This window comes from Pseudoalteromonas sp. bablab_jr010, from assembly GCF_016464105.1.
In the GTDB taxonomy this organism is placed as follows: Bacteria; Pseudomonadota; Gammaproteobacteria; order Enterobacterales; family Alteromonadaceae; genus Pseudoalteromonas; species Pseudoalteromonas simplex.
The window spans coordinates 21,150-45,552 of the sequence record NZ_JACDWV010000148.1 but is presented as its reverse complement, the minus strand read 5'-3'; the positions used below and the strand labels follow the sequence as shown (position 1 = coordinate 45,552).

Sequence of the window (24,403 nt, the reverse complement as noted above, 5' to 3'; positions counted from 1 at the left end):
TATATCTTCACCGAGTTTTTTAATTACCTGTTTTATCCAAGTGATGTCTGTTTTCACTGCGGCAACGGTGCGAACTCACCACCAATGTGCACAATAACAATGAAATCAAGTTTATTGAGTTTACATCGACTGTCATGCCCTACCCCTAGTTAACAAATCAACTAAACCGATAGAAAAACTAGTAGAAATTATGTATCGCGGCTACATGCCACTTACTGGCCCGTGGTCAGAATGAAGAATATCAAAGGAGGATAATCTATTACTCACTCTTTGAGGAAATGTTAGCCCGTCTAATGTTTAACTAGTTCAACGTTACAAATGGTCAGCTAAGAAATCAGAGCAGATGTACCAAAACCTTAAAAAGAAAAATTTAATCAAGATAATTATTTATTTTAAATACAAAATCAGCTACTTGATATTATTAGTAAAATATCTAAAAAACAGGAAGTTAAACTTACTTTTAATTAAAAAGGGCGAGTTGCCCTTTACCATTTTTGTGTATCATATCTACAATTTTGGCATTTAAAATCTTCTTCCTCGTAACTGAGTAGTAATGACTCTTCATCAATATATTTTGTATGAACACAGCTCGATACAAAATTTCCTTCATCATCAGGCATAAGACCTACAGGACCCTCACACTCTCGAAAGAATAGTGGTTCAATCACTTTTTGATAATGATAATTTTGTTTCCCTTTCAAGGATGATAAATCCCCCTTGTTATCATAAAGAATTCTAGCAATTACTAAACTAACCTCTGGTTCTAAGTTATTTTTTTCTGCTGTTTCTTTAATTTGCTCTTCGTTATCTATTAAAAATTTTAGTACATCTAAATCCATTGAGTTTCTCCTTCTTGCATATTTGCATGTTGATATATATGCTTCGATATCAATTTATAAAATGCCACTTTGGTACTATAAAAACAACAAGTATCTATTTTTTAAAATTCAGTATTCAATAGTTCGAATTTTGATACTTGTCTCGAAGCCTAATTTAAGGAAAAAAATGTCAAATGTTACTGATGAGAAGCCAGTTTGTGGGGTTGTGATGCCCATTTCTGCAATAGACGGTTGCCCTGAAACTCACTGGGCTGAAGTATATTTAATTATAAAAGATGCAATAAGTGATGCTGGATTTGTTGGCTGCTTAGTAAGTGAATCAGATGACTCTGGAATTATACATAAAAGAATTATTAATAACCTTTACAATAATCCTATAGTCGTTTGTGATGTTAGTGGTAAGAACCCTAATGTTATGTTCGAGTTAGGAATGCGTTTAGCTTTTGATAAACCAACTATCATAATAAAAGATTCACATACTGCTTACTCTTTTGATACTTCAGTAATAGAACATTTAGAGTACCCAAGAGACCTTCGCTTTAAATCTATTATCGATTTTAAAAAGAAATTATCAACTAAAATTCGAGCAACACTTGAAGCTTCAACGGATGATGAGAATTATACAACTTTCTTAAAACACTTTGGTGAATTTAAAGTAGCAAATATAGAGCAAAAGGAAGTTTCAAGTGATAGGTTTATTATTGAAGAAATGAAAAGTATGAAAGAATCCATCAATAAATTGCATACTAAGATTCTTAATTCTGAACCATCAAGTACCCCTTCAAACACTGACCCATTTTTTCTGGTAAATATAGAAGTTTTTCCTAATGAGGATTTAGATTTTAAATCAACAGATAAATTGATCGGAGAACTTCTTTTTAATCTTCCATTTGTATTCTCTCATAATTTGTATAGCTCACCAGAAAGTAATGGGCTCTTCTTAGATGTTATATGTAAATCAAGTGCATCCTATTCTTACGCTAAAAAAGCGGTGATCACTGCCCTTTCTAAGAACATGAAAGCAATTGTGTTTGAATAGTCATTTTGTCAATCACTAGTTATTGTAAAGCATTGAAAAAAGGGCTTTTCTGCCCTTTTTTAAAAACTATGTAATATAAATTATAAGCAAAGCCTTAGTAGTACAACCATAAGAAACTAGTGCTAAAACTCTTTCACTTTCCCAAATTAAACGCTCTAGCAACGCCTAGTGCGATTTCATGCAACACGACAAAACCCGCGCCGTAGAGGGTAGCCCAAACTGGGATGATGATAAAATCGAGGGTTGAGGTAGATGATGAAACGGCGACTTCTTGGTAATTTGTAAGCCAAGGGTAAAAGCCAAAGCCGTAAAGAATAACGATTGGGGCTGCAAACAGTATTAAACGCAGTTTTCGCTGTTTATAAAACGGGATAAATGAGCTGACTAGCATTAATAATAACGGCACGAACACATAGATCACCGAGGTAAAATCATTGAGCGTCATGCCTAAACCAATGGTTACTATCAGCATGAATAAAGCAGTAAAAATGCGGTAAGCAGCTGTAAAATTCATAGTCATTCCTTGTAATACCAATTCGCTTAATTAAGTAGTCAATTTTGAGGCAATAAAACCTCGTTGATAGCAAGGCAAAAATTTCGTTATTTAGTTGTTCTAAATCAGAAATTTTTAACGCAGTTAGCGACAGGTTTAATCCCTCAAAATGATTAAGTATTATTGCGGATTGGTATAAAGTACCTACAACCACCCTAGCACGCTTATTTATAAATGACTATTTTATAAACCAATTTGCCTATTACAGCCGACACTTTCTACAAAGTATTTATCATGGCTTACGAGTATAAACCCGCCTTTAAAGCCCTGTAATGACTGAGCCAAGAGCTGTTTTGATTCAAGGTCGAGATGATTATCGGGCTCATCGAGTAACAAGAATGCAGTACTTTCAATATTACTGACGATACACATGGCGAGCTTCATTTTTTCACCGCCACTTAAAAGTGCGGCATGTTTAAAAACAGCGTCTTTTCTAAAGCCAATACTGGCAAGTAGAGTACGTGTGGTGCTTTCATCTAGGTTTTTACAGTAAGTCATCACGTTTTCAAGCAGGGTTAGCTCGTTGTTTATTAATGTAAAATGTTGGTCTAAATAATAGAGTGCTTGATTGCAATGTAACTGCCCTGCTTTTACTGGTATGTCGAAAATAAGCGTTTTAAGTAAGGTTGATTTACCAATACCATTTGCGCCTGCTAAATGAATTTTATCATCACTGAACACCTGAAAATTAAGCGGCTTTTTTGTGCCGTGTGCTAATACAACATTCTCCAGGCTAAGTACTTTTTGGTGCTTAGCTTCATCTGATTGTGCTAAATAAAATTGCTGCGCTTTAGTTTGTTCAAGCTGGCTAGAAAGTTGTTGTTTATTACGAGTGAGTTCACCTTCTCGCTTAGCGGTATTTTTACTTTGTGATGATAAATTAGCGCTGGCTTTATCTTTTTTAGCATCCATCAGCACTTTAGGTTGGCTGCCTGATTTTCTGAGTGCTGCGCCATGACCTGCACGTTGTTGTGCTTTTTGCTTTTGTAATTGCTCTGTTGTTTTGAGCTTTATTTGCTGCTTAACAACGTGATTTAACTTGTTTTCAAGGGCAACAACTTGCTGCTGCTTTTGAGTCTGGTACTCAGAAAAACACGTACCATATTGTGTTAAACCCAGGGTTGTTAGGTCCCAAACTTCATGGGCTTGCTCTAATAATTCTTGGTCGTGACTTATTAGTAATAATTGCCCTTTAAAGTTGTGTATTTGCTTTATAAGCCAGATTTTACCTTTTGCATCTAGGTGGTTTGATGGCTCATCCAGTATTAAAATATCGGGCTTTATGCAGGTAAATAGTGCCCAAAGTTTTAATTGGCTAAGCTGACCGCCACTTAAATATTTGCTTAATGAGTTTGGGGTTTTATTCTTAATCCCAAGCCTTACAAGTTCTGCATTAAAACGCTCTGCTAAGTCCCAATTGCCTTCAAGCAAAGTTAAGTTTTGTTCTGTAACTTCCCCTTGGTTTATCGCATCAAGAGCATTAAACACGGGCTCTAGCCCTATAGTCTCTACAATTGTTAGGTTATCAGCCTGATTTACATCGTTCATTTGCTCATAAAAACCGAGGGATGAATGACAAACAACCGTACCAGAGCTAGGCTCTATTTGCTTAGCAAGTATTGACGCTAATATAGATTTACCGCAGCCGTTCCTGCCGACTAATGCGGTGACTTTAGCAGTAAGTGAAAATGAAAGGCCGTTAAATACAACATCGCCATTGCCATGCTGGTAACATAAATTAAAAGCTTGAAGTTGTGGCATAGTGCCTCCTGTATTACAGGGGCATAAACGTGTGATCACACGAGAAGTAACATATTAAAAGTGATAGTGAGCAACGCCTACTAACCCTGTTGGTCCAAAAAGATAAAAATGAAATTGGATAACAGGTTTAGTTGTTCATGTTGGCGGTAACTCCTAAAAAGTGAGGCTAGATAATAACCACCCTGTGCTCAAATAGCAACGAGTTATGATAGTCTTAAATTATTAGCTTCTTAAAGGAATGTATTTTGAATTTAGTTAAAAGCCCTCTTGCCTTGCAAAACCCAATTCAAGTTAAGATGCAACTTGAACAAAGCAAACGTGTATTTGTTATTGGCGATTTAGATGCAGATTTAACTAAATTTGAACAGGCGCTTTGCTCTGTTAATTTTAACCCAAGCGAAGATATCTTGTTTTCATTGGGTGATGTGATTGACCGGGGTGAGCACAGCATAGCGTTACTTGCACGTTTTAAAGAGCTTGGTGTACATATGTGTCTTGGTAACCATGAGCATATGTTGCTTGAGTCTTTACTTGCAAAGAATAAAGGTTACTACCGTTTATGGGTTGAGAATGGCGGCCGCTGGCATCTAGAAGCAACCGATGAAGAGCTGGCGTTTGCCTGTAAACAGCTACTTAAATGCCCGCTTTCTTACTATGTTGAATACGGAACATTAAGCATTGGTTTATCGCATACCACCTGTGCTGATTGGAGTTGGCAAAATCCACCACAAGATATACAACAAGCGATTGGCGCATTGCTTTGGGATAGAAGCTTAACCAAAGAGAAAAAAGCGCTAATAAATCCAAGTATCGATTTTTCTGTGCATGGCCATAACACGACCAAAAAGCCCTATTGGCTTGGCAATAGTTACCATCTTGATACAAACTATCTCAGCGGTAAGCCCACCATTGTTGAGCTTAGCACGCTGATCAAGCAGTTTTCATCAATGTAAACTTGCCAGTCGTTCGACCGTTTTTTCTTCAAGATATTTTTTGTAGGTTAACCTTGCATGCCACAGTTGCTCATCGGTTTCTTGAATGTAGATGATAGGGCCGGCAATTTTGCTCGCTAAACTCGTAAGTTTACTGTATTCACGCGTATCAATTTTGCCATCGCTGAAGTAGCTTTGCGCGGTATTTAAAAACTGATCGTCTTTATAAATATCGCTATGCCAAATAAGCGAGCGATACATACTAGCGGTTATTTCGGTTGGCTTATCGTTGGAACGAAAGATTTTAACTTCGGTGTAAATTGAATTACCGGTAATTACAATCCCTATTAACGACAGCGTCGTAAGAGTCATCATCCATTTCATGCTCTATTCCTCACAGTTAGGTACTAATTTAACTATAGGAGAGAAAGATGAATGTATGCTGTTTATTTAATCAATTAGGATTGGCAAAACTATTTTCTGGAGACTTAATTATTGTTTTTAGTCCCTAATTTACTGCTTTGGGATAAAACATTAATTTGTGTATTAGGCTAAAAGGCCTAATACACAAGCATCACACTAGTGAAGCGCTGCTGTAAACGGAATATTTTTACAGATTTCGGCTTCTGCGATAAGAATTTCTTCGAGGCGTGTATCAACATCTTGCTTATCGAAATACTCGTAGGCAAGTTCAACGAATAAGTTTTTATGTTTTTCTTCTGATTTAGCAATCGCGACATAAAACTCTTTTTCTTTGCCTGCTGGTAAAGCTTCTGCAACAAGCGAAAAGCGCTCGTGACCACGTGCTTCAATAACGCCTGCTACTAATAAACGGTCCATTAAAAATTCATCACGACCATTTCTAAATACCGCACGAATTTGTTTGATGTAAGGATCTTTTTGGTCATTGCCAAGTGATACATCACGTTCCATTAATAACTTTAAAACTTGCTTAAAGTGAATCATTTCTTCCAGTGCTAAGTCTGTCATGGCTTTAACAAGCTTACGACGGTCTGGGTAATGAGAAAGCATAGACATAGCCATGCCTGATGCTTTTTTCTCTGCTGCAGCATGATCTTGTAAAAAGGTATCGAAGTCAGCTAAGACACCTTCTGTCCATTCAAATGGCGTGTGGTATTTCAATTCAAACATGATAAGGAACAACTAAACTTATAATTGCGGCGATTTTAACGTATTTTACGTGTGATTATAACCAAGAGATTTATCAATTTTACCACTTCGGGTAGATGATACTTTATCTGGGTGTTTTATGTCATTCCACGCTGTGACTTTGCCACCCATATTCAGCTGTTTAAAGCTAATTGGCTGCTGAGTGTTTAAAAACTGCTGAAGTAATTGCGGACTGTTTGAGTCTGCTACATTAAGCGTTAATAATTGCTGTTCACGCCCTTTAAAGTAGTCTGCTACTTGCTGTTGGTGACGCTGATAACACGCTGTTAAGTATTCATCAGATTCTAACTCTGCCAAGCTATACTGACCAAACACATCAAAATAACAGCGCTTTAAATGGCTATTAAAACCACCATCAGGGCGCATTAAATTAGTGTGCATGCGTGCTAGTAACTGCCTAATCGAAGGCAGCCACTTAGTTAAATCGCGCTCGAGGTTGATAAAACGACTATTTGCAAAGTGCTCATCAAGCAAGGCGTATTCACTAAAAACTGGAGTATCAGCAATAACATCTGCACTTGTAATTGCTTGTTGGGTATAGGCTGTGTGGGCGGTTTTATAACCGAGTTGTAAAAAGCTGTTACAGATACTAGTTGTGCCGGTTCGTGGTAAACCGATTATAAAAATTTTAGAGCTCATGGCACCTGATCAAATGCTAACCACAGCGATTTGTCGTTGACTGGGGTTAACCTTGGTAAATCATAATTGTGCAATTCTATAACAATTTTGTCGTGTAGGTGGGCGTTTTTTATAAAGTTTCCGTTGTACTTAAAAAATAATTCGTCAAATTCACCACTTTGCTGCATAACCTTAATCCCCTGAGAAACGGCTTTAGCAATATTAGTATTATGTTTATTAAAAAAGAAATAGATTGGGCTTTTGTATTTGAGCATTAGATGCGGCAGAACGACCAACGGCATTCCTTCTTTAAAATACGCAAGTTCATCTTGGATCTCTAATACTGAACGAGGAAATAAATCCCCCCTTCCTCTATCTAACATTACAAACAATGATTCAAAGTCCATTGCCGTTGCCACTGTTAAACCGTTACTTGTTAGAATTCGTGTATCTGGCCAATCTGTACCCTGAACTAAGTTAATCGATTTTAAATCATCAAGAGATTTTAGCTGTTTCAGCCTCGGTAACTTATCTTCTGTAGTAAACATTAATCGCCAACCAAATAAGCCTTTAAATATAGGAACTCGTAGAGGGAGCAAAGTGTCTTCACGCTCTTGGTTTGTCATGCTCCAAGTAACATTGATAGATCCAGTCGTTTCAATTTCTTTTAAAACACGATTTTGGCTTAATAATTCAGGTGCGGGTGATAAGGTAAACTTATAACCACTTCTTTTTAAAGCTGTACGAAGAAGTATTAAAGGATAAAGTACTTCTTCGTCTAAGCTATCCATTGTTTTAGGATAAACAACATGTAAAGTGGTTGGTGGTGTGACGCGATTTTTCTTGGCATTAATTGTTTTTACATTGGCAAATAAACAAGTTGAAAATAAGAACAACAAACATGGAAAAACAATTTTTAGCATATCAGAAAACCTGTGTAACTAATAACATCACAGCGCTAATCAAAATAGTAATGAAAGTAAGCATCATACCTAATACACGTAATTTCATCAGATTATCAGCAAGTGCGTAACTATGACAAAAACGACCAGCAACCAGCATTGCACCTAAAATATAGCAATAATGGCTTGGGAGGCCTTGGTACTCTAATAAAAATAGCAGGATCAACGAAAAAGGCACATATTCAATGAAATTTGCATGAGTTCGTATAGCTGCTTGTAGGCTTTTGTCTCCCCCGTCACCAAGTGAAATGCGTTTTGCTCTACGTAGTTTGATCACGCGAAAGCTAAGTTGAATGTATAAAATGGCCAAGATGGCAGCAAACGTTGAAACAATCACAGTTTTTCCAATTTTTATTTAAAGTTAGACGCTTAGCATAATTTATTGCTAGGCTGTTAAGTAAGTAGTTAGGTTAGCTCAGTATGATATTTAATGTCTAACAGTTCTTAAGGAAGTGCATGTTTACGCCAAGAAAAATCGCCGATAACTACCGCGAAATGATCAGTAGTATCGGATTTTACCCATCAATGCTCTCTGTGATGTTTTTAGTTTTTGGATTAATTACTACTGCGGTCGAGTACTCGTCATTATCAATGGAATTTAAAAAGCTGATTGGTGTGTTATTGGTCGATAGCGAAGAGAATGCCCGTACCATCCTCAGCACACTTGCCGGCAGCATTATCTCATTAACGGTTTTTAGTTTTTCTATGGTTATGGTGGTGCTTAATAGTGCCAGTGCCAGTCTTTCGCCGCGTGTGTTGCCGGGCCTTATTACCCGTAAGTCGCACCAATTAGTACTGGGGTTTTATCTGGGTAGTATTATCTACACCATATTAATGCTGATAAACATACGCACCATTGGTGATGGAGATATGGGTATCCCGTCGCTTGGTATCTTCTTTTCATTGGTGTTTGGTTTAATTTCGCTTGGTTTTTTTGTGTTTTTTATTCACTCAATTTCAAAAGCAATTCAAGTCGATAATGTACTAAACGACTTATTTAAAAATACCAAAGGCGAGCTTAAATACATAATTGACTTGCAACAACAAAATCCTGTTGAGCATTTTCCTGAGTTTGATGACTGGCATAGTGTTAAAAGTAAAACAGAAGGTTACTTTAAAGGGGCACATAGCGATAAGTTGTGTGCGTTATGCCAACAGCACGGTATTAAAATTTATATTTCGGTTAAACAAGGCTTCTTTACAGTAAAGGGATACCCGTTTTTAAAGTGTGATACTGACTTATCTGACAAACCTGAACTGGTAGAACAATTACTAGACTGTTTTATCTTTTATATCGAAGAATATATTAGTGACCATTACCGCTACGGTATGACACAAATTTCAGAAATCGCTGTTAAAGCTATGAGCCCGGGTATTAACGATCCCGGTACTGCGGTAAAAGCCATAGATATGTTGAGCATATTACTGATATTGCGCTTAGACATTTACGATGTGAATTACTCGCTTAAACGTTGCGAGAACAATCAACCGCACCTGTTTATTCACGAAACCTCATTCGATGAGCTGCTGCATGATAACTTCACACCAATTCGTAACTACGCAAAAAATGACGCTTATGTAATGGTTAACGTGCTTGAGGCATTTAAAAACATATTATTTAGAGCATCTGATAACGATAAAGCAACTGGTAGCCTATTTGTTTATTTAGGGGCAATTATTGAAGATATAGATAAGCATATTAGTAATGAATACGACCGTGAGCAAATCACTAATATGCTAAAAGCGATTGCTCGTATTTCAGAGCAACAAGGTGAAAAATTGCTGGCAAGGTTTGCCAGCAATCAATAAGTTAACTTAGTTTTCTATTAAATAAACCGCATAGCTGCTTGCGGTAATCGTAAGCTCACCACCATTGTATGCATCAGGTACATAGTTATCTGGTGCAGCTTCTGCCATAACCATTTTGCTGGCACGCATATAAGGTTGGCTACCTGTATCAAGTGGGCTATTTGAAGCTGTATAAAGACCTTTAAGCTCTACCCCATAGTCATTGGCAAATTCTTTCGCCGCAGCACGGGCATCTTTAATGGCTAGCTTTTGCGCTTGCTTTTGTAGCTCTTCGTACTTGCTTGATACAAATTGCGTTTGATTAATTTCATTAATGCCCGAATTCACTAGTTGCTGAAGCATAATTGGGTATTTTTTTATATCACTTAAAGTTACAGACAGGCTACGCGTTACTCTATAACCTACAAACTCTTGCTTACCCGTTTCACGATTATATTCTGTTTGGCGATTAATCGAGATATTAGACGCATAAATGCCCTTTTCTTCTACGCCTTGGTTTTTAGCGAGCTTAATCGCTTTCGCCATGGTTGCATCGGCTTTGTTTTTCGCGGCAATTAAATCTTTATCTACTTCAACAATACCTACTGTCAGTTTAACGTTATCAGGGATTGCTTTAACCGTTGCGTTACCTTGAATATAAATATGTGGCGCATCAGGTGTTGCTTGTGCTAACACATTAAAACTAAGTGCTGCTGCCATAGCGGTAAAAACTAACTTACGCATAATACTGTTCCTTAATTTAAAACTCCGTTCATTATCACCTTAAAGGGTTAATTGAATATGAACAAGCCATTTTACAGATATAAAAAAACAGGCATAAAAAGCCTGTTTTTTCATTCACTAAAAGCGTTATAGCTTAGATACTACGACGCTTATAGTTACGGTATTCTGGAAGCCAGTAGTTTTTCTCAATGGCTGCCCATAGCGCTTCATCGCTCAGCTCTAGTGCAACACCTTCTTCCATCGCTTTTTTCGCAACCGCAAATGCAATACGTTTACTTAACGCTTGGATTTCAGTCAGTGCAGGTAATAAGCTGCCTTTACCAGTGTTTGCACGTGGTGAAGACTCAGCCAGTGTTTCACTTGATACAATTAGCATTGCATCAGTGATGCGCGTTGCTTTAGCAGCGATAACACCTAAACCAATACCCGGGAAAATATAACTATTGTTACATTGTGGGATTGGGAAAGTTTGGCCGTTATATTCAACCGGATCAAATGGACTACCAGAAGCAACAATCGCTTGGCCGTTTGTCCATTCAATAACATCAGAAGGAAGTGCTTCAACTTGCTTAGACGGATTACTTAGCGGGAAGATAATCGGTTGTGGGCAAGATGCGTGCATTGCACGAATAACCTGTTCAGTGAATAAACCAGGCTGGCCAGATACACCAATCAGGATGTCTGGTTGCGCACAGTGCATTACATCTAATAATGATGCGTACTCACCGCTGTAAGTCCATTCACTTAAGCCATCTTTAGATTGGCAAAGTGCTTGTTGGAAATCACGTAAGCCTTCCATACCTTCAGTAAGTAGACCAAAGCGGTCAACCATGAAAATTTGCGAACGCGCTTGCTCATCGCTAATGCCTTCAGCAACCATAGTACTGATAATTTGCTCAGCAATACCACAACCTGCAGAGCCTGCACCAACAAACACCACTTTTTGCTCAGAAAGCTTCGCGCCTTTAACACGACATGCAGCAAGTAAAGAACCTACAGTTACCGCAGCAGTACCTTGAATGTCATCGTTAAAGCTACAGATTTCATCACGGTAGCGTTTTAGTAATGGCATGGCATTTGGTTGTGCAAAGTCTTCAAACTGAAGTAAAACACTTGGCCAACGACGTTTAACGGCTTTGATAAATAGATCTAAGAATTCGTCATATTCTTCTTGCGAAATACGTTTATGGCGAGCACCCATGTACATAGGGTCGTTAAGTAGTTTTTCGTTATTCGTACCAACATCAAGCATCACTGGTAACGTATATGCAGGGCTAATACCACCACACGCTGTATAAAGTGATAACTTACCAATTGGAATACCCATACCACCAATACCTTGGTCACCTAGACCAAGAATACGCTCGCCGTCAGTCACAACGATTACTTTTACTTTGCCTTTAGTGGCATTACGTAAAATATCATCAATTTGGAAACGATCTTCATAAGAAATAAATAGACCACGGGCACTGCGGTAAATGTCTGAGAACTTTTCACAAGCATCACCAACCGTTGGCGTGTAGATAATAGGCATCATTTCTTCAAGATGATCACGCACTAAACGGTAGTAAAGTGTTTCGTTGTTATCTTGAATAGCACGTAAGTAAATGTGCTTATTTAAATTATCGCTAAAGCTTGAATACTGCTGGTAACAACGCTCAACTTGTTCTTCGATCGTTTCATAACGCGGTGGCAGTAATCCGGCTAAGTTGAAATTTTCCCTTTCTTTTTGTGAAAAAGCACTGCCTTTATTTAATAGTGGCGTTTCAATCAGACCTGGGCCTGAATAAGGAATATAAAGATAATTTGGATCGGTATTTGTAGTCATATTTCCAAGCTTTGATGCGTCATAATTATGACCTGACATTATTACTCTTGAAGGCGAAATTGCAATGACAATTCACCTTGTCAGACCATTGAAGAAAATGAATTTTATGCCTTAAATGGCATTGCAGATAGTATACATGAAAACTCAGCAGCTTTAAGGCTGCTGAGCTTGTTTTTAGTGGCTTTTATCACTTAAAGCGATGCCTTCGCGGCGCGGATCGGCTGCGCCATAAAGTTTACCGTTTTTAACTTCAACAGCATGTAAACCAGAGTTTAAATCTAGGATACGAACTGTGTGTCCGCGGTTAACAAAATCAGCTTCAGCGTTGGCAAGCTCAGTGCCCTTTTCGAGGCTTGTGTAATTATTACGATTAGTAATGCGCGGTAAGTTAATGGCTGTTTGCGCATCTAGGTTCCAATCAAGCACACCTACAACCACTTGAGCTACATAATCAATAATACGGCTACCACCCGGCGAACCAACCACTAAACGTAAGCTGCCGTCTTTGTTAAACACCATGACTGGCGACATGGAACTACGCGGACGTTTACCTGCTTCAACACGATTAGCCAATGGCTTACCATCTTTAGTTGGCGATAAAGCAAAGTCGGTTAGTTGATTGTTTAAAATATACCCGTTCACCATTACTGTTGAACCAAACGCCATTTCGATTGAACTTGTCATCGACACAGCGTTACCTTGGCTATCGACAATCGAAACATGGGTCGTTGATGGCAGCTCGTATGCATCATCTTGCGCGTATGCAACTGAGTTTGGCGGTGTGCCTGCTTCTGCGTGAGTATCTTTTTCAGAAATAAGTTTTGCGCGACCAGCAATGTAGTTTTTATCGAGTAATCCTTGTGTCGGGATTGCCATAAAATCAGGGTCGCCCATATACACGTTGCGATCAGCAAACGCCAAACGTGATGCTTGGGTAAAGTAATGCAGCGCCTGTACAGAGTTTGGTTTAAGTTTAGCCATATCTTTATGTTCAAGTAAGGCTAAAATCTGTAACACAGCTACACCACCGCTACTAGGTGGTGCCATTGAGCACACTTCGTACTGGCGATAATCAACACACACAGGTGCACGCTCTTTGCTTTTGTAATTGGCTAAGTCTTCAACCGTCAATGTACCCGGTGCGACTGCTGAGTTTTGCACTGCATGCACAAGCTCTTTAGCGTTTTCACCTTTGTAAAATGCATCAATGCCCTGTTTCGCTATATCTTTATAAAGCGCGGCAAGTTCAGGATTCTTTTTCACGGCACCTACAGCAAGCGGTTTACCATCAGGGAAGAAGTAGTCACGAATAACAGGTAGCTTAGTAACCCCTGGGTTTAACTCTTTAGCCAATAATTGATGTAAACGTGGCGACACGCTAAAGCCTTTATCAGCCAATTCAATGGCAGGGGCAAACAAGGTTTGCCACTCTAACTTACCGTAACGCTTATGGGCTGTGGCAAAGGCATCTAAAATACCCGGTACACCAACAGAACGACCACCTACAACGGCTTCAATCCATTTTACGGCTTTACCGTGCTTATCTAAAAACAACGTTTCGTCAGCATTGCTTGGAGCCGTTTCACGGCCATCAAAGCTAGTTAGGCTCTTTGTTTTGTTGTCGAAGTACATCATAAATGTACCCCCACCGATACCCGACGATTGCGGCTCTACCAGTGTCAGTACTAATTGCGTTGCAATGGCAGCGTCAACTGCTGAGCCGCCTAGCTCAAGCATTTTTTGCCCTGCTTTTACTGCATAAGGGTTTGCTGCAGCGACCATGTACTTATCGCCTTCAACAACCTGCTTATGAGCAAAGCCCGTTGCAGCTTCAGGTTCGCGAGTTTCAACTTTTGCAGGGGCTGCGAAAATAGCAGTTGAATAAATTAATGAGGTGGAAAGAGCTAACAGCGCTTTGGTTTTGAATAACATAAATAAACTTAATCCCGTAGTGTATTTGGCATCTTAAAATTAAACGTGCACAATAGGCGACAATCTCAGATACACCAAAAATAACATGATAAACCTGCCCCTGAAACTAGAATATATTCTTCCGCCGCTGTGTTTAGTAATACTAAGTTCCTCATTTGCTACGTTTAACTTAAATGAATATCTTGAATTTAACCGTGAGTTAGTTGCAAATGGTGAATTTTGGCGCATTTTCACTAGCCAATTTGTGCATGCTAATTGGCCACATTTAGGCTTAAATTGCGCCGGGATTTTATTAATTTGGGCTCTACACGCTGAGCATACAAGCCCTGCTCGCTATGCGTTTAATATTGCCATTCTTGCATTATGGTGTGGATTAGGTGTGTGGCTATTTTGCCCAGATATCCAAATTTACACCGGATTAAGTGCCCTGTTGCACGGTGTGATCATTTGGGGTGCAGTTAAAGATGTACAAGCAGGCATGCTATCAGGCTGGTTATTGTTCGCTGGTACTTGGGCTAAAGTGATTTGGGAGCAAATAGCAGGCCCGAGTGAATCGGTGAGTCAGTTAATCGCGTCTAATGTTGCCATTGATGCCCACTTTATCGGCGCAATTGGCGGCACACTACTCGCTTTGCCTGTCTTTATTAAAATAATAAGAAATCGCGAGTAACCTTACTCGCTATTTACAACTGCTCTTTGTTAACTAGAAAAGGAATTTTAGATGAATGAAAATAAAGGAGATATTTACCTTCGCATTATCCTATTTTGCCTTTACGGGCCTCTATTGGCTGGGCTATTTGGCCAATTGGTAAACTTAAAATTTGTTTCACCAACGTTTATGGCAAGCCTTGATAATATTTATTACATCATAGTATTTTGCTCACTTTGTATTGGGTTTTGTCTGTTGTTAGCAAAATACAGTATCGTTAAAGAATCGTTTAAGAATAAAATTATTGCTCATTTGACCCTTATTCTTAGTATTTTGTATTCTGCTTAATGTTCTTTGGCATTGGTTTACTTATATTATTCAACATCATGTTTAACTCAAATACTGATTACGTTCACCAAGAACAAGCATTTGAATATCGCACCTTTTATGTCTACACATCAGACCCTTGAGCTTTTGGAACTGCTCACCATTATGTGTATTTAAAGTGCCCTGTTTCGTTTAATCGCTATGAATTGGAGTTAATAGCTAATCTATCATGGATGAAAGACTATAAAATGAGTTTAGAGGGTGATAGTTTAATTTTTTAAAACGACTCAGAAGAAGGTAAGACAGTACTTGATGTGAGTGAATTTCACTGCAAATAACCCTATATATAAATTCTATTGCAAACAAAAACAGCCACTTAAAGTGGCTGTTTTTAATTTACGCTATTGATTAAAGCGTTTCTTTAAATAGCTTATAAATACGGCGGTATTCATCTAACCAGCTTGATGGTTGTACAAAACCATGCGGCTCAACTGGGAAGATCGCTGTTTCAAAGTTTTCTTTCTCAAGTTCAATTAAGCGCTGTACTAAGCGAACTGAATCTTGGAAGAATACGTTGTCATCAACCATAGGTGCATTAATTAATAAACGGTTCTTAAGCCCTTCAGCAAAGTAAATTGGTGAGCTCTTTTCATAGGCAATTGGGTCAACATCTGGGTGGTTTAAGATGTTAGACGTATAAGGACCATTGTAGTGAGCCCAATCAGTTACCGGGCGAAGTGCAGCACCTGCTTTGAATAAATCAGGTTGCGTGAATAGCGCCATAAACGTCATGAAACCACCATAAGAACCACCATAAGTGCCTACAGCTTGTGTATCAACGTTTGCGTTGTCTGCCATCCAGCTTACGCCGTCTGCTAAATCTTGGATTTCAGGTGTACCCATTTGACGATAAATAGCTGTACGCCAATCACGGCCGTAACCTTTCGATGCACGGTAGTCCATGTCCATTACTACATAGCCTTCTGAAGCAAGTAGAGAGTGGAACATAAACTCACGGAAGTAACCAGACCAACCCATGTGTGAGTTTTGTAGGTAACCAGCACCGTGGTTAAAGATAACCGCTTTACGGTTTTTACCTGTTTCACCTTCTTTATAATTAGCTGGGTAGTATACTTTTGCATAAATTGGCTGATCAGTGTGGCTTGAAGGCACAGCAACAATCTTAGGTGCGATTAACTTCTTCGCTAAAAACTCGTCAGATACTGTATGCGTTAACTGAGTTGCTTGGGTGTTTGCTTTTGCATCAGCAACATAAAGCTCAGGCGGCGACATAATTTTTGAGTGAGTTAGCAATAGTTTGCTTTCATCTGGGCTTAACTGGTAATCAGTCATACCATCAAGGTTGGTTACTTGCTCAGATTCACCGTTTGCAGGGTTTACACGATAGATTTCGTAAAGACCAGGGTGCTCAACGTTGGCTTTGTAGTAAATCGCTGAGTTATCAGCTGTTAACGTTAAGTTAGAAACAACAAATTTGCCTTTAGTTAGCTGCGTTGCTTTACCGTTTAAAGGCTTTTTGTAAATGTGGCTGTAACCAGACTCTTCAGATAAATAGTAAAGTGTGTCTGAGTTGTTCAACCAGCCAAAATCATTGTATGCATAGTTAACCCATGCATCGTCATGCAGACGGTGCTGTGAAACAAGTTTATTGTTTTGTGTATCAACAGTCGCTAACCAACGGTCTTTGTTATCCCATGCTTCAAGCATAAGTGCCACTTGTGAACCATCAGTGTTCCATTGGATTGCACTTTGGTCCCAACCCCAATCCATCATTAAGTTGATGGCACGTGGTGCTTTTTCAGACTTATAAGTTTTGCCATCACGGGCGTAGTTTTCTTTCTTAACAGCTGCAAGTACGTCTTCATCAAAACCAGGTAAGGTATCGAATGCAAGCGTTGTTTGCTCGCCTGATTTAAGGTCGATGTAAACAACGTCTGAGCTGATTGGTTTTTCATCAGCAACACGACGGCGTACTTTTTCTGCTTTTACGCGTGCATCATCGGCAATGTAATTAGGCATGATATCGCCTTCATCGCGCCATGAACGGCTTTCTGTGGTTACTGCAACAAGTGCTTGGCCATTTGGTGAAAGCTGTACATCTGCTAAACGCTTACCTTTACCTAAATAAAATTGTGCATTAGCAATGCTGTCGTTTTGCTCGTTGATTTGTGCTTTACGCTCTTCACGAACTTTTTTGTTTTTGTGCGTCAGCGCAATGTAATCAATTAGTTTGTGCTGCTCTTTTGCAATGTAAGTGTCTGGCTCTTGTACACCTTTAGGTGCATCGTCTAGGTGTAAGTTAACTAATTCAACTTGACCACCCGTTGCTAAATCAACTTTATAAAATGCATTACCTTGGCGATATGCAAGGCTACCATCAGTTAAAAACTGTGGTTTTGATTGCTGTGCGCTATCGTGAGTGATTTGTGTGATTTGACCAGTGCTTAGGTTTTTAACGAAGATATTACCTTCAAATGCATAAGCCTGTTGCTTCTTATCTGCAGAATAAACGGCATTTTTAGCGCCTACAGTGTGTAGTTTATTTAACGCTAATTGTGATGCAGATTGGCTATTTACCGCTTGAACGTATAAATCGCGTAACTCATTGCCTTGTTGCTTTTGTGCATAAACGATGCTGTCAGAATCACCATTCCAGAAAGCACGCTCAGGCTGACGGCCTAACCAATCAGGGTGAGCCATTGCTTGCTCTAACGTGATTTCAGCTGAACCTGTATCAGCAGGAGTAGCAACAACTGGTGCTACATTGGTAACTTGTTCTTCAGAAGGCGTTGAGGCGGTTGATTGACAACCTGCTAGCATGAAGCTAGATGCGACTGCGAGAGCCACTAACGTTTTATTAGCAGTGGTTTTGAATTTCATAGTGCTTCTTACGGGTTATTATAATTCGCCCTATTTAAGCAGAAGCACTGATGAAATAGCAATTTTTATAGGATAAACAGCCAAACTTTTCCGTTTAATAACAGCTTATTTTAAGCTGATATCAAGCCATACCATACGGTGATCAGACGATGCGTTACGATCTTTAATTAAACGGAACAGTTCAGAGTTTTTTTGTGGCCAAAAAACGCCACCATCGTTTATTTCTATACCATAATTTGATGGCAAAACGTAATCAGCACGCGCCTGCCAATAAGCAGTATAGTTTTTAGCGTAATCTTCTTTATACGATTCTTTTGCACCTTTGCTTGTTGGCGTAAAAGAGGTATTCACTAATGGATTTTTTAAAATTTGGTCTGTGGTATTCGGGCGTGCCTTACCCCCTTCTGGCGCAGCATTTAAGTCACCAACAATAACAAAACGGCTTTTCGCTTTTAAGCCACCTTTTTGACCTTTATCATCGTAAATGTAGTTAGCATTGTTGATGTAATCTGCAACTAGGCGTACTTCATCGTGGTTACGCTTACCGTTGCGGTCTTCGTCACCATCAAAAACAGGCGGCGTTGGGTGCGATGCAAGTAAGTGAAACGTTTTACCTTTTACATCTATTGGTAAATCCCAAAAAGACTTAGAACTTAGGTGAATTGCTTGCCATTCCTCAGCAGAATACCACTCTTTACCTGTTTTAGGGTCGACAGGCATTTGTGCATTTGGCATATCTTTGTATTTGAATGTTTGTAATGTACGCGCTTTATCTAAATCGATTGGGTAGCGCGACAATACTGCCATTGCATAATGCCCCTCAAAGAAGCCAAAGCCGTGTGCGTCGCCTTTGTAATGCCCCTTTACACCATCGTTATCTAGGTCGAACTCAGTAGGTAAACCAGTGTTAACAGGTGCAATAAAGTAATACGGGTAATCGATGGCAACTTGCTTATTTTGCGATACTTGCAGGTAGTTTTTACGAAATACGTTAATACCTTTGTCGGCATCAATATAATCAAACTCATTGAGTAAAATTACATCAGGTCTTACGCGCTGAATAATTTCGGCAATGTTACGAATTTGCTGGTGGTTGCTGGCTAATGCTTTACTAAGAGCATCTTTATCTATTGCTTCGCCTTTTTTAGCATAGTTAGTGGCATCCATACTCACATTGAAGGTAGCAACACGTAAATCAGCAGCCGATACATTGTTAGCAAATAAGCCTAGAGCCAGTGCTATTGAAGAAGTTAATAAAGCGTTTTTCATGAAATAAATCCGTCTACTATAAGTAGTAAAATAATACTGCTGACAATGATCCATAAGATCATCGCCATGATAAAAGGTTTAATGCCCGCTTGTTTTAAGACTGAAATAGATAAACCACTACCAATCAAAAATAAGGTCATTACTAACACTTGTTTAGCACCCACATTGAGTGCATGCCACAGTGTTTGATACTCAGGAAAGCTCGAATTAATCAGTGCCGCCGCTAAAAAGCCAAATATAAACAATGGGATACTGGCTTTTTCATCCGATTTCCAAAACACACCCGCAATGCTTGTATAAGGGATTATCCACATCGCTCTGGTTAATTTAATGGTTGTGGCAATAGCAAGTGCTGATGCGCCATAAGCGGCGGAAGCCCCCACTACGCTACTAGTGTCGTGAATAGCAAGTGCCGCCCAAACACCAAACTGCTGCTGAGTCAGGCCAAAATAATGACCAATCATTGGGAATAACACTAAGCCAAGGGCGTTTAATAAAAACACCACAGCAAGTGATATAGCTACTTCGTGATCTTTGGCTTTTATAACCGGTGCCATTGCAGCTATGGCGCTACCACCACAAATGGCGGTACCAAATGAAATGAGCACACCAGTGTTTTTATTTAACTTAAATAACTGAGATAAAATTTCACCAAGGCCAATAATAGCGGTAATACTGACAATAGTAAGCACAATAGAGCTGCGCCCTACTTCTATAACTTGATTAAAATCAACAGCAAAGCCTAAGCCAATCACCGCCAACTTTAGCATCCATTTACTTATTTTTTGTGACTGCACTGAAAATGGGTTGCCTAATATCATGGCAAATAAAGCACCGACGACAAGTGCCGTAGCAGAGCCAACAAATGGTAATGCTGATACTAAAAATAGTGCAATAAATAGAAACTGCTTTGGGCGTTCGGCTATCACAACGGTGCTCTGATAAGTTTATTGGTTAGCTTAAGCTTATGCACCACAGGTGCAACAAATATAACAGTAGGAAACGCCACACAAAATGCAAAAGCCCAAGCTTTAAGCCAAATGGTTGCAATGTTATCGATTAAACCAACGTTAAAAATGCTGATCACTAAAGACATAAATCCAGACATAAACAGCGCCATAAAGAACGCAAATACGACTGTTCTTAATCGAGGGTGTAACATAACGAACTAATATTAATATAAAAATATTAGTCTATAGCAAGATGACCCTGACGCAAGTGCTTTGAGACAAGAGGTACAAAATTAGCGAAGTTTGCGGGTAAATTTTAGCGATTAAAAAGCCGAGATAAACTCGGCTTTTAAGAATTTAAACTGATTAGTTTAAAATAAGTTGAGTGCTGGTATCAGCTATTCCTGGGTAGTCTTGCTCTGGTAGAATTTCAGCCAGAGCTGCTAAACGCTCCCCTAATTGGTGAAGGTTATCAGCCGAGACATTGATATGACCCATCTTACGACCCGGTTTAGCCGTTTTACCATACCAGTGACTAGTAACGTCTTGCGTTGCCAGTACTGAGTGTGGGATTGAAGGCTGACCAAGTACGTTGATCATAGCAGTAGGACGAAGACACGCTGTACTACCTAATGGTAAACCTGCAACAGCGCGCATGTGGTTTTCGAACTGTGAGCAATGTGTACCCTGCTGTGTCCAGTGACCTGAGTTATGAACGCGTGGCGCAATTTCGTTAACTAATAACGTACCTTGTACGTCAAAAAACTCAATTGCTAATACACCCACATAGTCAAGTTCTTGCGCAAGCTTGTTAAAAGCAAGCTCTGCTTGTTCTTGAATTGCTGCTTTTTCTTTACCCGCAACTGAAAGCGTAAGTACACCATTGGTGTGTTGGTTTTCAGTCAATGGATAAATAACGGTGTTACCCGCTTTGTCGCGTGCACCAATGATAGATACTTCACGGTCAAATGGGATCATCTTTTCAGCGATAATAGAATGTGGCGCACTTTCAGTGCCTGATGCAATGAAATCTGCCATTTCTGACCAGATTTGGTCAATTTGATCATCAGACTTTAAGCGCCACTGACCTTTACCATCGTAACCTGCTTGGCAAGTTTTGATCACAAGCGGCTTGCCTAAACGCTCTACGGCAGCAATAAGGTGCGCTTTTTCTGTAATTAGCTGGTAAGGCGCGCATTCAACATCTGTTTTATCAAGTAATGCTTTTTCAAGTGCGCGGTCGCCACCTGTTTTAATTGCCGCTTTACCCGGATAAAACTTATTGCTTTGACAACATAATGTAAGTACATCATCAGGAATGTGTTCAAACTCTGCTGTAATCGCGTCTGCGTTATCAATAGCTTGTTGTAATGTGCTGTTATGAACTTCACCAGTTAATGGGTGAATGATTTTTTCACTACCCACATCGTAGGCAACAACATTTAAATCAAGCGGTGCACCCGCTAAGCTCATCATGCGAGCTAACTGACCTGCACCTAAAATTAGAATATTCATATTACTCTGCAGGGTTAGGGTTAGCTAAGATAGTGTCTGTTTGTTCTTTACGGAAAGCTTCTACTTTTGCGAAGATTTCAGGCTGTTGGCAACCTAAAATTTGTGCCGCTAAAAGGCCAGCATTTGCAGCGCCTGCTTCACCAATAGCAAGGGTACCTACCGCAACACCTTTAGGCATTTGGCAGATAGATAATAACGAATCAACACCATTAAGTGTTTTAGACTTAACTGGTACACCTAAAACTGGCAGTGATGTAAACGCCGCAGCCATACCTGGTAAGTGCGCAGCACCACCGGCACCGGCGATAATAATTTTAATGCCGCGATCTGCAGCTGAACTTGCATAGTCAGCAAGTAATTGAGGGGTACGGTGAGCAGAAACAACTTTAGTTTCGTATTCAATGCCGAATTTTTCTAGCATTAACGCCGCATGTTCCATCGTTGGCCAGTCTGATTTGGAACCCATAATAATGCCAACAGTCATAAATACACCTCAGTTAAATAGTTTTCTAAAAAGCGGACTTTTGTCCTTATTTTGTGGCGGGTATTATATACCTAACTCACATCAAGATGCGAGTTTCAGTTGGAATTAAAAGCGATTTAGGCAAGGCATTGATTGCAAATAATAGTGGTTCTATTGTTAAAATCGATAACGCAGTATAAATCGCTTTTAAACCAACCCGTTGGGCGCTTCACAGGCACTCACTCTCATCGTTGTTACTTCTTAAAAGGGACTGCCATTTCTACAAAGTAACGCCTACCTGTGAAACGCTGAATTCTGTATCTTGATGTGGTTTGGGTATATCCCCTAACTCACATCAAGATGCGACTCTAGAAGCACAAAAAAGCCATGACATGCATGGCTTTTAATCACTCATCAGCTAATTAAGCTTCTTTGCTTGCTAGGTACTCAGTGTATGTACCTTTAAAGTCGATAACTTTGCCGTCTTTGATTTCCCAAATACGGTTAGCTAGTGATGATACAAATTGTCTATCGTGAGATACGAACAATAATGTCCCTTCGTATGCTTCAAGTGCTAAGTTAAGCGCTTCGATAGATTCCATATCCATGTGGTTGGTTGGCTCATCCATTAATAAGATGTTTGGTTTATGCATCATAATTTTGCCAAACAGCATACGGCCTTGCTCACCGCCTGAAATCACTTTTACTGACTTTTTGATATCGTTTTGTGAAAACAGCATACGACCTAAGAAACTACGAACAACTTGTTCGTCGTCACCTTCTTGTTGCCATTGTTCCATCCACTGGAATAAGTTCATGTCTTGTTCGAACTCGTCAGCATGGTCTTGAGCGTAATAACCGATATTAGCGTTATCAGACCATTTAAATTCACCTTGTTTTGGTGCTAAACGACCAGCAAGGGTATTTAATAGTGTGGTTTTACCAACACCGTTCTCACCGATAATTGCAATGCGCTCGCCTACTTCAACTAGGCCTTCAAGGCCACTGAATAAGGTTTCTTCAAAGCCTTGTGTTAAATTTGTTAGCTCTAAGGCATTACGGAATAACTGCTTTTCTTGCTCAAAACGAATAAACGGGCTTTGACGCGAAGATGCTTTAACTTCTTCAAGCTGAATTTTGTCAATTTGTTTAGCACGCGATGTGGCTTGTTTTGCTTTTGAAGCGTTTGCAGAAAAGCGCGATACGAACTGTTGAAGTTCGGCAATTTGGCTTTTCTTCTTGGCATTTTCGCTTAGTAGACGCTCACGAGCTTGCGTTGCAGCAAACATGTACTCATCGTAATTACCTGGGTAAATACGAAGCTCACCGTAATCGATGTCGGCCATGTGTGTACAAACTGAGTTTAAGAAGTGACGGTCGTGCGAAATGATGATCATGGTGCAGTCACGCTGGTTTAGTACGTCTTCTAGCCACTTGATGGTGTAAATGTCCAAGTTATTGGTAGGCTCATCGAGTAGCATGATATCTGGATCAGAAAACAGCACTTGTGCAAGTAAGACACGCAGTTTAAAACCCGGTGCAATTTCTGACATAGGGCCGTAGTGTTGGTCTGTGCCAATACCTACACCAATTAATAACTCACCTGCTTTAGCTTCTGCTGAGTAACCATCCATTTCGGCAAACTCAGTTTCTAGGTCTGCTACACGCATACCGTCTTCTTCGCTCATCTCAGGTAAGCTGTAAATACGGTCACGCTCTTTTTTTACTTCCCACAGCTCTTTATGACCCATGATCACTGTGTCGATTACAGAAAACTCTTCGTAAGCAAACTGGTCTTGGTTTAGTTTAGCAATACGCTCGTTTGGATCTGTGCTGACATTGCCTGAAGATGGCTCTAATTCACCACTTAGGATTTTCATGAAGGTTGATTTACCACAGCCATTCGCACCGATTAAACCGTAACGGTTACCATCGCCAAATTTTGCTGAGATATTTTCGAATAAAGGTTTAGCACCAAATTGCATGGTGATATTAGCTGTACTAATGATAGCGGTACCCTCCAGCGGGTAAAAAGTAAAAACGAAACTGATGGCAATTTTAAACTAAAGCCGCTTGGCGCGCCATGAAAGATTAGTTAAATCAATTCCTCAATTTACAACTAAAATTGTTAGGTCTACATTT

General features: G+C 39.5%; 23 protein-coding genes. 5 read left to right on the top strand and 18 right to left on the bottom strand.

The genetic code is table 11. The features are described 5' to 3' along the window. Positions 1 to 485: 485 nt before the first annotated feature. Positions 486 to 839 (bottom strand): hypothetical protein, encoded by a 354-nt coding sequence (locus JIG37_RS13615; protein ID WP_199529576.1) that lies wholly within the window; start codon positions 837 to 839, stop codon positions 486 to 488. A gap of 166 nt (positions 840 to 1,005) precedes the next feature. Between JIG37_RS13615 and JIG37_RS13610 the strand changes: the two genes are divergently transcribed. Next, positions 1,006 to 1,878: a hypothetical protein gene (locus JIG37_RS13610; RefSeq protein ID WP_199529575.1), complete on the top strand. Its 873-nt coding sequence runs from the start codon at positions 1,006 to 1,008 to the stop codon at positions 1,876 to 1,878. A 133-nt stretch (positions 1,879 to 2,011) separates the two neighbouring features. On the opposite strand, the gene JIG37_RS13605 is transcribed toward JIG37_RS13610, so the two are convergent. Continuing rightward, the gene (locus JIG37_RS13605; RefSeq protein WP_199529574.1) at positions 2,012 to 2,392 is read right to left on the bottom strand and encodes a hypothetical protein; all 381 of its coding nucleotides are present in this window, start codon (positions 2,390 to 2,392) and stop codon (positions 2,012 to 2,014) included. Positions 2,393 to 2,614: 222 nt separating this feature from the next. After that, positions 2,615 to 4,192 carry an ATP-binding cassette domain-containing protein gene (locus JIG37_RS13600; RefSeq protein ID WP_199529573.1) on the bottom strand — a complete coding sequence of 526 codons (1,578 nt, stop codon included), beginning with the start codon at positions 4,190 to 4,192 and terminating at the stop codon, positions 2,615 to 2,617. Between the two features lie 245 nt (positions 4,193 to 4,437). Between JIG37_RS13600 and JIG37_RS13595 the strand changes: the two genes are divergently transcribed. After that, entirely contained in the window at positions 4,438 to 5,145 is a 708-nt protein-coding gene (locus JIG37_RS13595) for a metallophosphoesterase (protein WP_199529572.1), read from the top strand. Here the strand turns inward: JIG37_RS13595 and JIG37_RS13590 are convergent. The 5 genes from JIG37_RS13590 to JIG37_RS13570 all read right to left on the bottom strand — a co-directional run bounded on the left by JIG37_RS13590 (position 5,137) and on the right by JIG37_RS13570 (position 8,232). Continuing rightward, a complete protein-coding gene (locus JIG37_RS13590) occupies positions 5,137 to 5,508 on the bottom strand; it encodes a hypothetical protein (RefSeq protein WP_055197077.1) in 372 nt (123 codons plus the stop codon). The two genes, JIG37_RS13595 and JIG37_RS13590, sit on opposite strands and share 9 nt — an antisense overlap. 195 nt (positions 5,509 to 5,703) lie before the next feature. After that, positions 5,704 to 6,276, bottom strand: coding sequence for a tRNA-(ms[2]io[6]A)-hydroxylase (locus tag JIG37_RS13585; protein ID WP_130166341.1), 573 nt, complete (start codon positions 6,274 to 6,276; stop codon positions 5,704 to 5,706). 45 nt (positions 6,277 to 6,321) lie between these two features. Further along, positions 6,322 to 6,954: a sulfotransferase gene (locus JIG37_RS13580; RefSeq protein ID WP_199529571.1), complete on the bottom strand. Its 633-nt coding sequence runs from the start codon at positions 6,952 to 6,954 to the stop codon at positions 6,322 to 6,324. Continuing rightward, the gene (locus tag JIG37_RS13575; RefSeq protein WP_166340115.1) at positions 6,951 to 7,856 is read right to left on the bottom strand and encodes a transporter substrate-binding domain-containing protein; all 906 of its coding nucleotides are present in this window, start codon (positions 7,854 to 7,856) and stop codon (positions 6,951 to 6,953) included. Before JIG37_RS13575 ends, JIG37_RS13580 begins: the two co-directional genes overlap by 4 nt. 1 nt (position 7,857) lies before the next feature. Then, positions 7,858 to 8,232: an MAPEG family protein gene (locus JIG37_RS13570; RefSeq protein ID WP_166340113.1), complete on the bottom strand. Its 375-nt coding sequence runs from the start codon at positions 8,230 to 8,232 to the stop codon at positions 7,858 to 7,860. A 119-nt stretch (positions 8,233 to 8,351) separates the two neighbouring features. Between JIG37_RS13570 and JIG37_RS13565 the strand changes: the two genes are divergently transcribed. Continuing rightward, on the top strand, positions 8,352 to 9,704 hold the full coding sequence (locus JIG37_RS13565) for a DUF2254 domain-containing protein (protein ID WP_199529570.1): 1,353 nt from the start codon (positions 8,352 to 8,354) through the stop codon (positions 9,702 to 9,704). Positions 9,705 to 9,710: 6 nt separating this feature from the next. On the opposite strand, the gene JIG37_RS13560 is transcribed toward JIG37_RS13565, so the two are convergent. The 3 genes from JIG37_RS13560 to ggt all read right to left on the bottom strand — a co-directional run bounded on the left by JIG37_RS13560 (position 9,711) and on the right by ggt (position 14,187). Beyond that, on the bottom strand, positions 9,711 to 10,427 hold the full coding sequence (locus tag JIG37_RS13560) for an SIMPL domain-containing protein (protein ID WP_199529569.1): 717 nt from the start codon (positions 10,425 to 10,427) through the stop codon (positions 9,711 to 9,713). A gap of 133 nt (positions 10,428 to 10,560) precedes the next feature. Further along, complete coding sequence (locus JIG37_RS13555) at positions 10,561 to 12,255, bottom strand: NAD-dependent malic enzyme (RefSeq protein WP_054553942.1); 1,695 nt, start codon at positions 12,253 to 12,255, stop codon at positions 10,561 to 10,563. Positions 12,256 to 12,429: 174 nt separating this feature from the next. Beyond that, the gene (gene ggt, locus JIG37_RS13550; RefSeq protein ID WP_199529568.1) at positions 12,430 to 14,187 is read right to left on the bottom strand and encodes a gamma-glutamyltransferase; all 1,758 of its coding nucleotides are present in this window, start codon (positions 14,185 to 14,187) and stop codon (positions 12,430 to 12,432) included. 85 nt (positions 14,188 to 14,272) lie between these two features. Here ggt and rrtA point away from each other — a divergent pair, with 85 nt between their 5' ends. Both rrtA and JIG37_RS13540 read left to right on the top strand, forming a co-directional pair. Further along, the gene (gene rrtA / locus JIG37_RS13545) at positions 14,273 to 14,857 is read left to right on the top strand and encodes a rhombosortase (RefSeq protein WP_199529567.1); all 585 of its coding nucleotides are present in this window, start codon (positions 14,273 to 14,275) and stop codon (positions 14,855 to 14,857) included. A gap of 51 nt (positions 14,858 to 14,908) precedes the next feature. After that, positions 14,909 to 15,184, top strand: a complete 276-nt coding sequence (locus JIG37_RS13540) for a hypothetical protein (RefSeq protein WP_199529566.1) — start codon at positions 14,909 to 14,911, stop codon at positions 15,182 to 15,184. 387 nt (positions 15,185 to 15,571) lie between these two features. On the opposite strand, the gene JIG37_RS13535 is transcribed toward JIG37_RS13540, so the two are convergent. The 7 genes from JIG37_RS13535 to JIG37_RS13505 all read right to left on the bottom strand — a co-directional run bounded on the left by JIG37_RS13535 (position 15,572) and on the right by JIG37_RS13505 (position 24,270). Then, a complete protein-coding gene (locus tag JIG37_RS13535) occupies positions 15,572 to 18,064 on the bottom strand; it encodes a prolyl oligopeptidase family serine peptidase (RefSeq protein ID WP_199529565.1) in 2,493 nt (830 codons plus the stop codon). 105 nt (positions 18,065 to 18,169) lie between these two features. After that, entirely contained in the window at positions 18,170 to 19,333 is a 1,164-nt protein-coding gene (locus JIG37_RS13530) for an endonuclease/exonuclease/phosphatase family protein (RefSeq protein ID WP_199529564.1), read from the bottom strand. Next, the gene (locus tag JIG37_RS13525) at positions 19,330 to 20,262 is read right to left on the bottom strand and encodes a putative sulfate exporter family transporter (RefSeq protein ID WP_199529563.1); all 933 of its coding nucleotides are present in this window, start codon (positions 20,260 to 20,262) and stop codon (positions 19,330 to 19,332) included. Before JIG37_RS13525 ends, JIG37_RS13530 begins: the two co-directional genes overlap by 4 nt. Continuing rightward, positions 20,259 to 20,495, bottom strand: a complete 237-nt coding sequence (locus tag JIG37_RS13520; RefSeq protein WP_199529562.1) for a DUF2798 domain-containing protein — start codon at positions 20,493 to 20,495, stop codon at positions 20,259 to 20,261. Before JIG37_RS13520 ends, JIG37_RS13525 begins: the two co-directional genes overlap by 4 nt. Positions 20,496 to 20,649: 154 nt before the next feature. Beyond that, positions 20,650 to 21,798, bottom strand: a complete 1,149-nt coding sequence (locus JIG37_RS13515) for a 5-(carboxyamino)imidazole ribonucleotide synthase (RefSeq protein WP_199529561.1) — start codon at positions 21,796 to 21,798, stop codon at positions 20,650 to 20,652. Position 21,799: 1 nt separating this feature from the next. After that, the gene (gene purE / locus JIG37_RS13510) at positions 21,800 to 22,282 is read right to left on the bottom strand and encodes a 5-(carboxyamino)imidazole ribonucleotide mutase (protein WP_054553887.1); all 483 of its coding nucleotides are present in this window, start codon (positions 22,280 to 22,282) and stop codon (positions 21,800 to 21,802) included. A gap of 401 nt (positions 22,283 to 22,683) precedes the next feature. Next, positions 22,684 to 24,270: an ABC-F family ATPase gene (locus JIG37_RS13505; RefSeq protein ID WP_199529759.1), complete on the bottom strand. Its 1,587-nt coding sequence runs from the start codon at positions 24,268 to 24,270 to the stop codon at positions 22,684 to 22,686. Positions 24,271 to 24,403: the final 133 nt, after the last annotated feature.

Bases quoted from the DNA above. Each gene is read 5' to 3' on its own strand.
- JIG37_RS13615 (WP_199529576.1), bottom strand. From the start codon at position 839: ATGGATTTAGATGTACTAAAATTTTTAATAGATAACGAAGAGCAAATT.
- JIG37_RS13610 (WP_199529575.1), top strand. From the start codon at position 1,006: ATGTCAAATGTTACTGATGAGAAGCCAGTTTGTGGGGTTGTGATGCCC.
- JIG37_RS13605 (WP_199529574.1), bottom strand. From the start codon at position 2,392: ATGAATTTTACAGCTGCTTACCGCATTTTTACTGCTTTATTCATGCTG.
- JIG37_RS13600 (WP_199529573.1), bottom strand. From the start codon at position 4,192: ATGCCACAACTTCAAGCTTTTAATTTATGTTACCAGCATGGCAATGGC.
- JIG37_RS13590 (WP_055197077.1), bottom strand. From the start codon at position 5,508: ATGAAATGGATGATGACTCTTACGACGCTGTCGTTAATAGGGATTGTA.
- JIG37_RS13585 (WP_130166341.1), bottom strand. From the start codon at position 6,276: ATGTTTGAATTGAAATACCACACGCCATTTGAATGGACAGAAGGTGTC.
- JIG37_RS13580 (WP_199529571.1), bottom strand. From the start codon at position 6,954: ATGAGCTCTAAAATTTTTATAATCGGTTTACCACGAACCGGCACAACT.
- JIG37_RS13575 (WP_166340115.1), bottom strand. From the start codon at position 7,856: ATGCTAAAAATTGTTTTTCCATGTTTGTTGTTCTTATTTTCAACTTGT.
- JIG37_RS13565 (WP_199529570.1), top strand. From the start codon at position 8,352: ATGTTTACGCCAAGAAAAATCGCCGATAACTACCGCGAAATGATCAGT.
- JIG37_RS13560 (WP_199529569.1), bottom strand. From the start codon at position 10,427: ATGCGTAAGTTAGTTTTTACCGCTATGGCAGCAGCACTTAGTTTTAAT.
- JIG37_RS13555 (WP_054553942.1), bottom strand. From the start codon at position 12,255: ATGACTACAAATACCGATCCAAATTATCTTTATATTCCTTATTCAGGC.
- ggt (WP_199529568.1), bottom strand. From the start codon at position 14,187: ATGTTATTCAAAACCAAAGCGCTGTTAGCTCTTTCCACCTCATTAATT.
- rrtA (WP_199529567.1), top strand. From the start codon at position 14,273: ATGATAAACCTGCCCCTGAAACTAGAATATATTCTTCCGCCGCTGTGT.
- JIG37_RS13540 (WP_199529566.1), top strand. From the start codon at position 14,909: ATGAATGAAAATAAAGGAGATATTTACCTTCGCATTATCCTATTTTGC.
- JIG37_RS13535 (WP_199529565.1), bottom strand. From the start codon at position 18,064: ATGAAATTCAAAACCACTGCTAATAAAACGTTAGTGGCTCTCGCAGTC.
- JIG37_RS13530 (WP_199529564.1), bottom strand. From the start codon at position 19,333: ATGAAAAACGCTTTATTAACTTCTTCAATAGCACTGGCTCTAGGCTTA.
- JIG37_RS13520 (WP_199529562.1), bottom strand. From the start codon at position 20,495: ATGTTACACCCTCGATTAAGAACAGTCGTATTTGCGTTCTTTATGGCG.
- JIG37_RS13515 (WP_199529561.1), bottom strand. From the start codon at position 21,798: ATGAATATTCTAATTTTAGGTGCAGGTCAGTTAGCTCGCATGATGAGC.
- purE (WP_054553887.1), bottom strand. From the start codon at position 22,282: ATGACTGTTGGCATTATTATGGGTTCCAAATCAGACTGGCCAACGATG.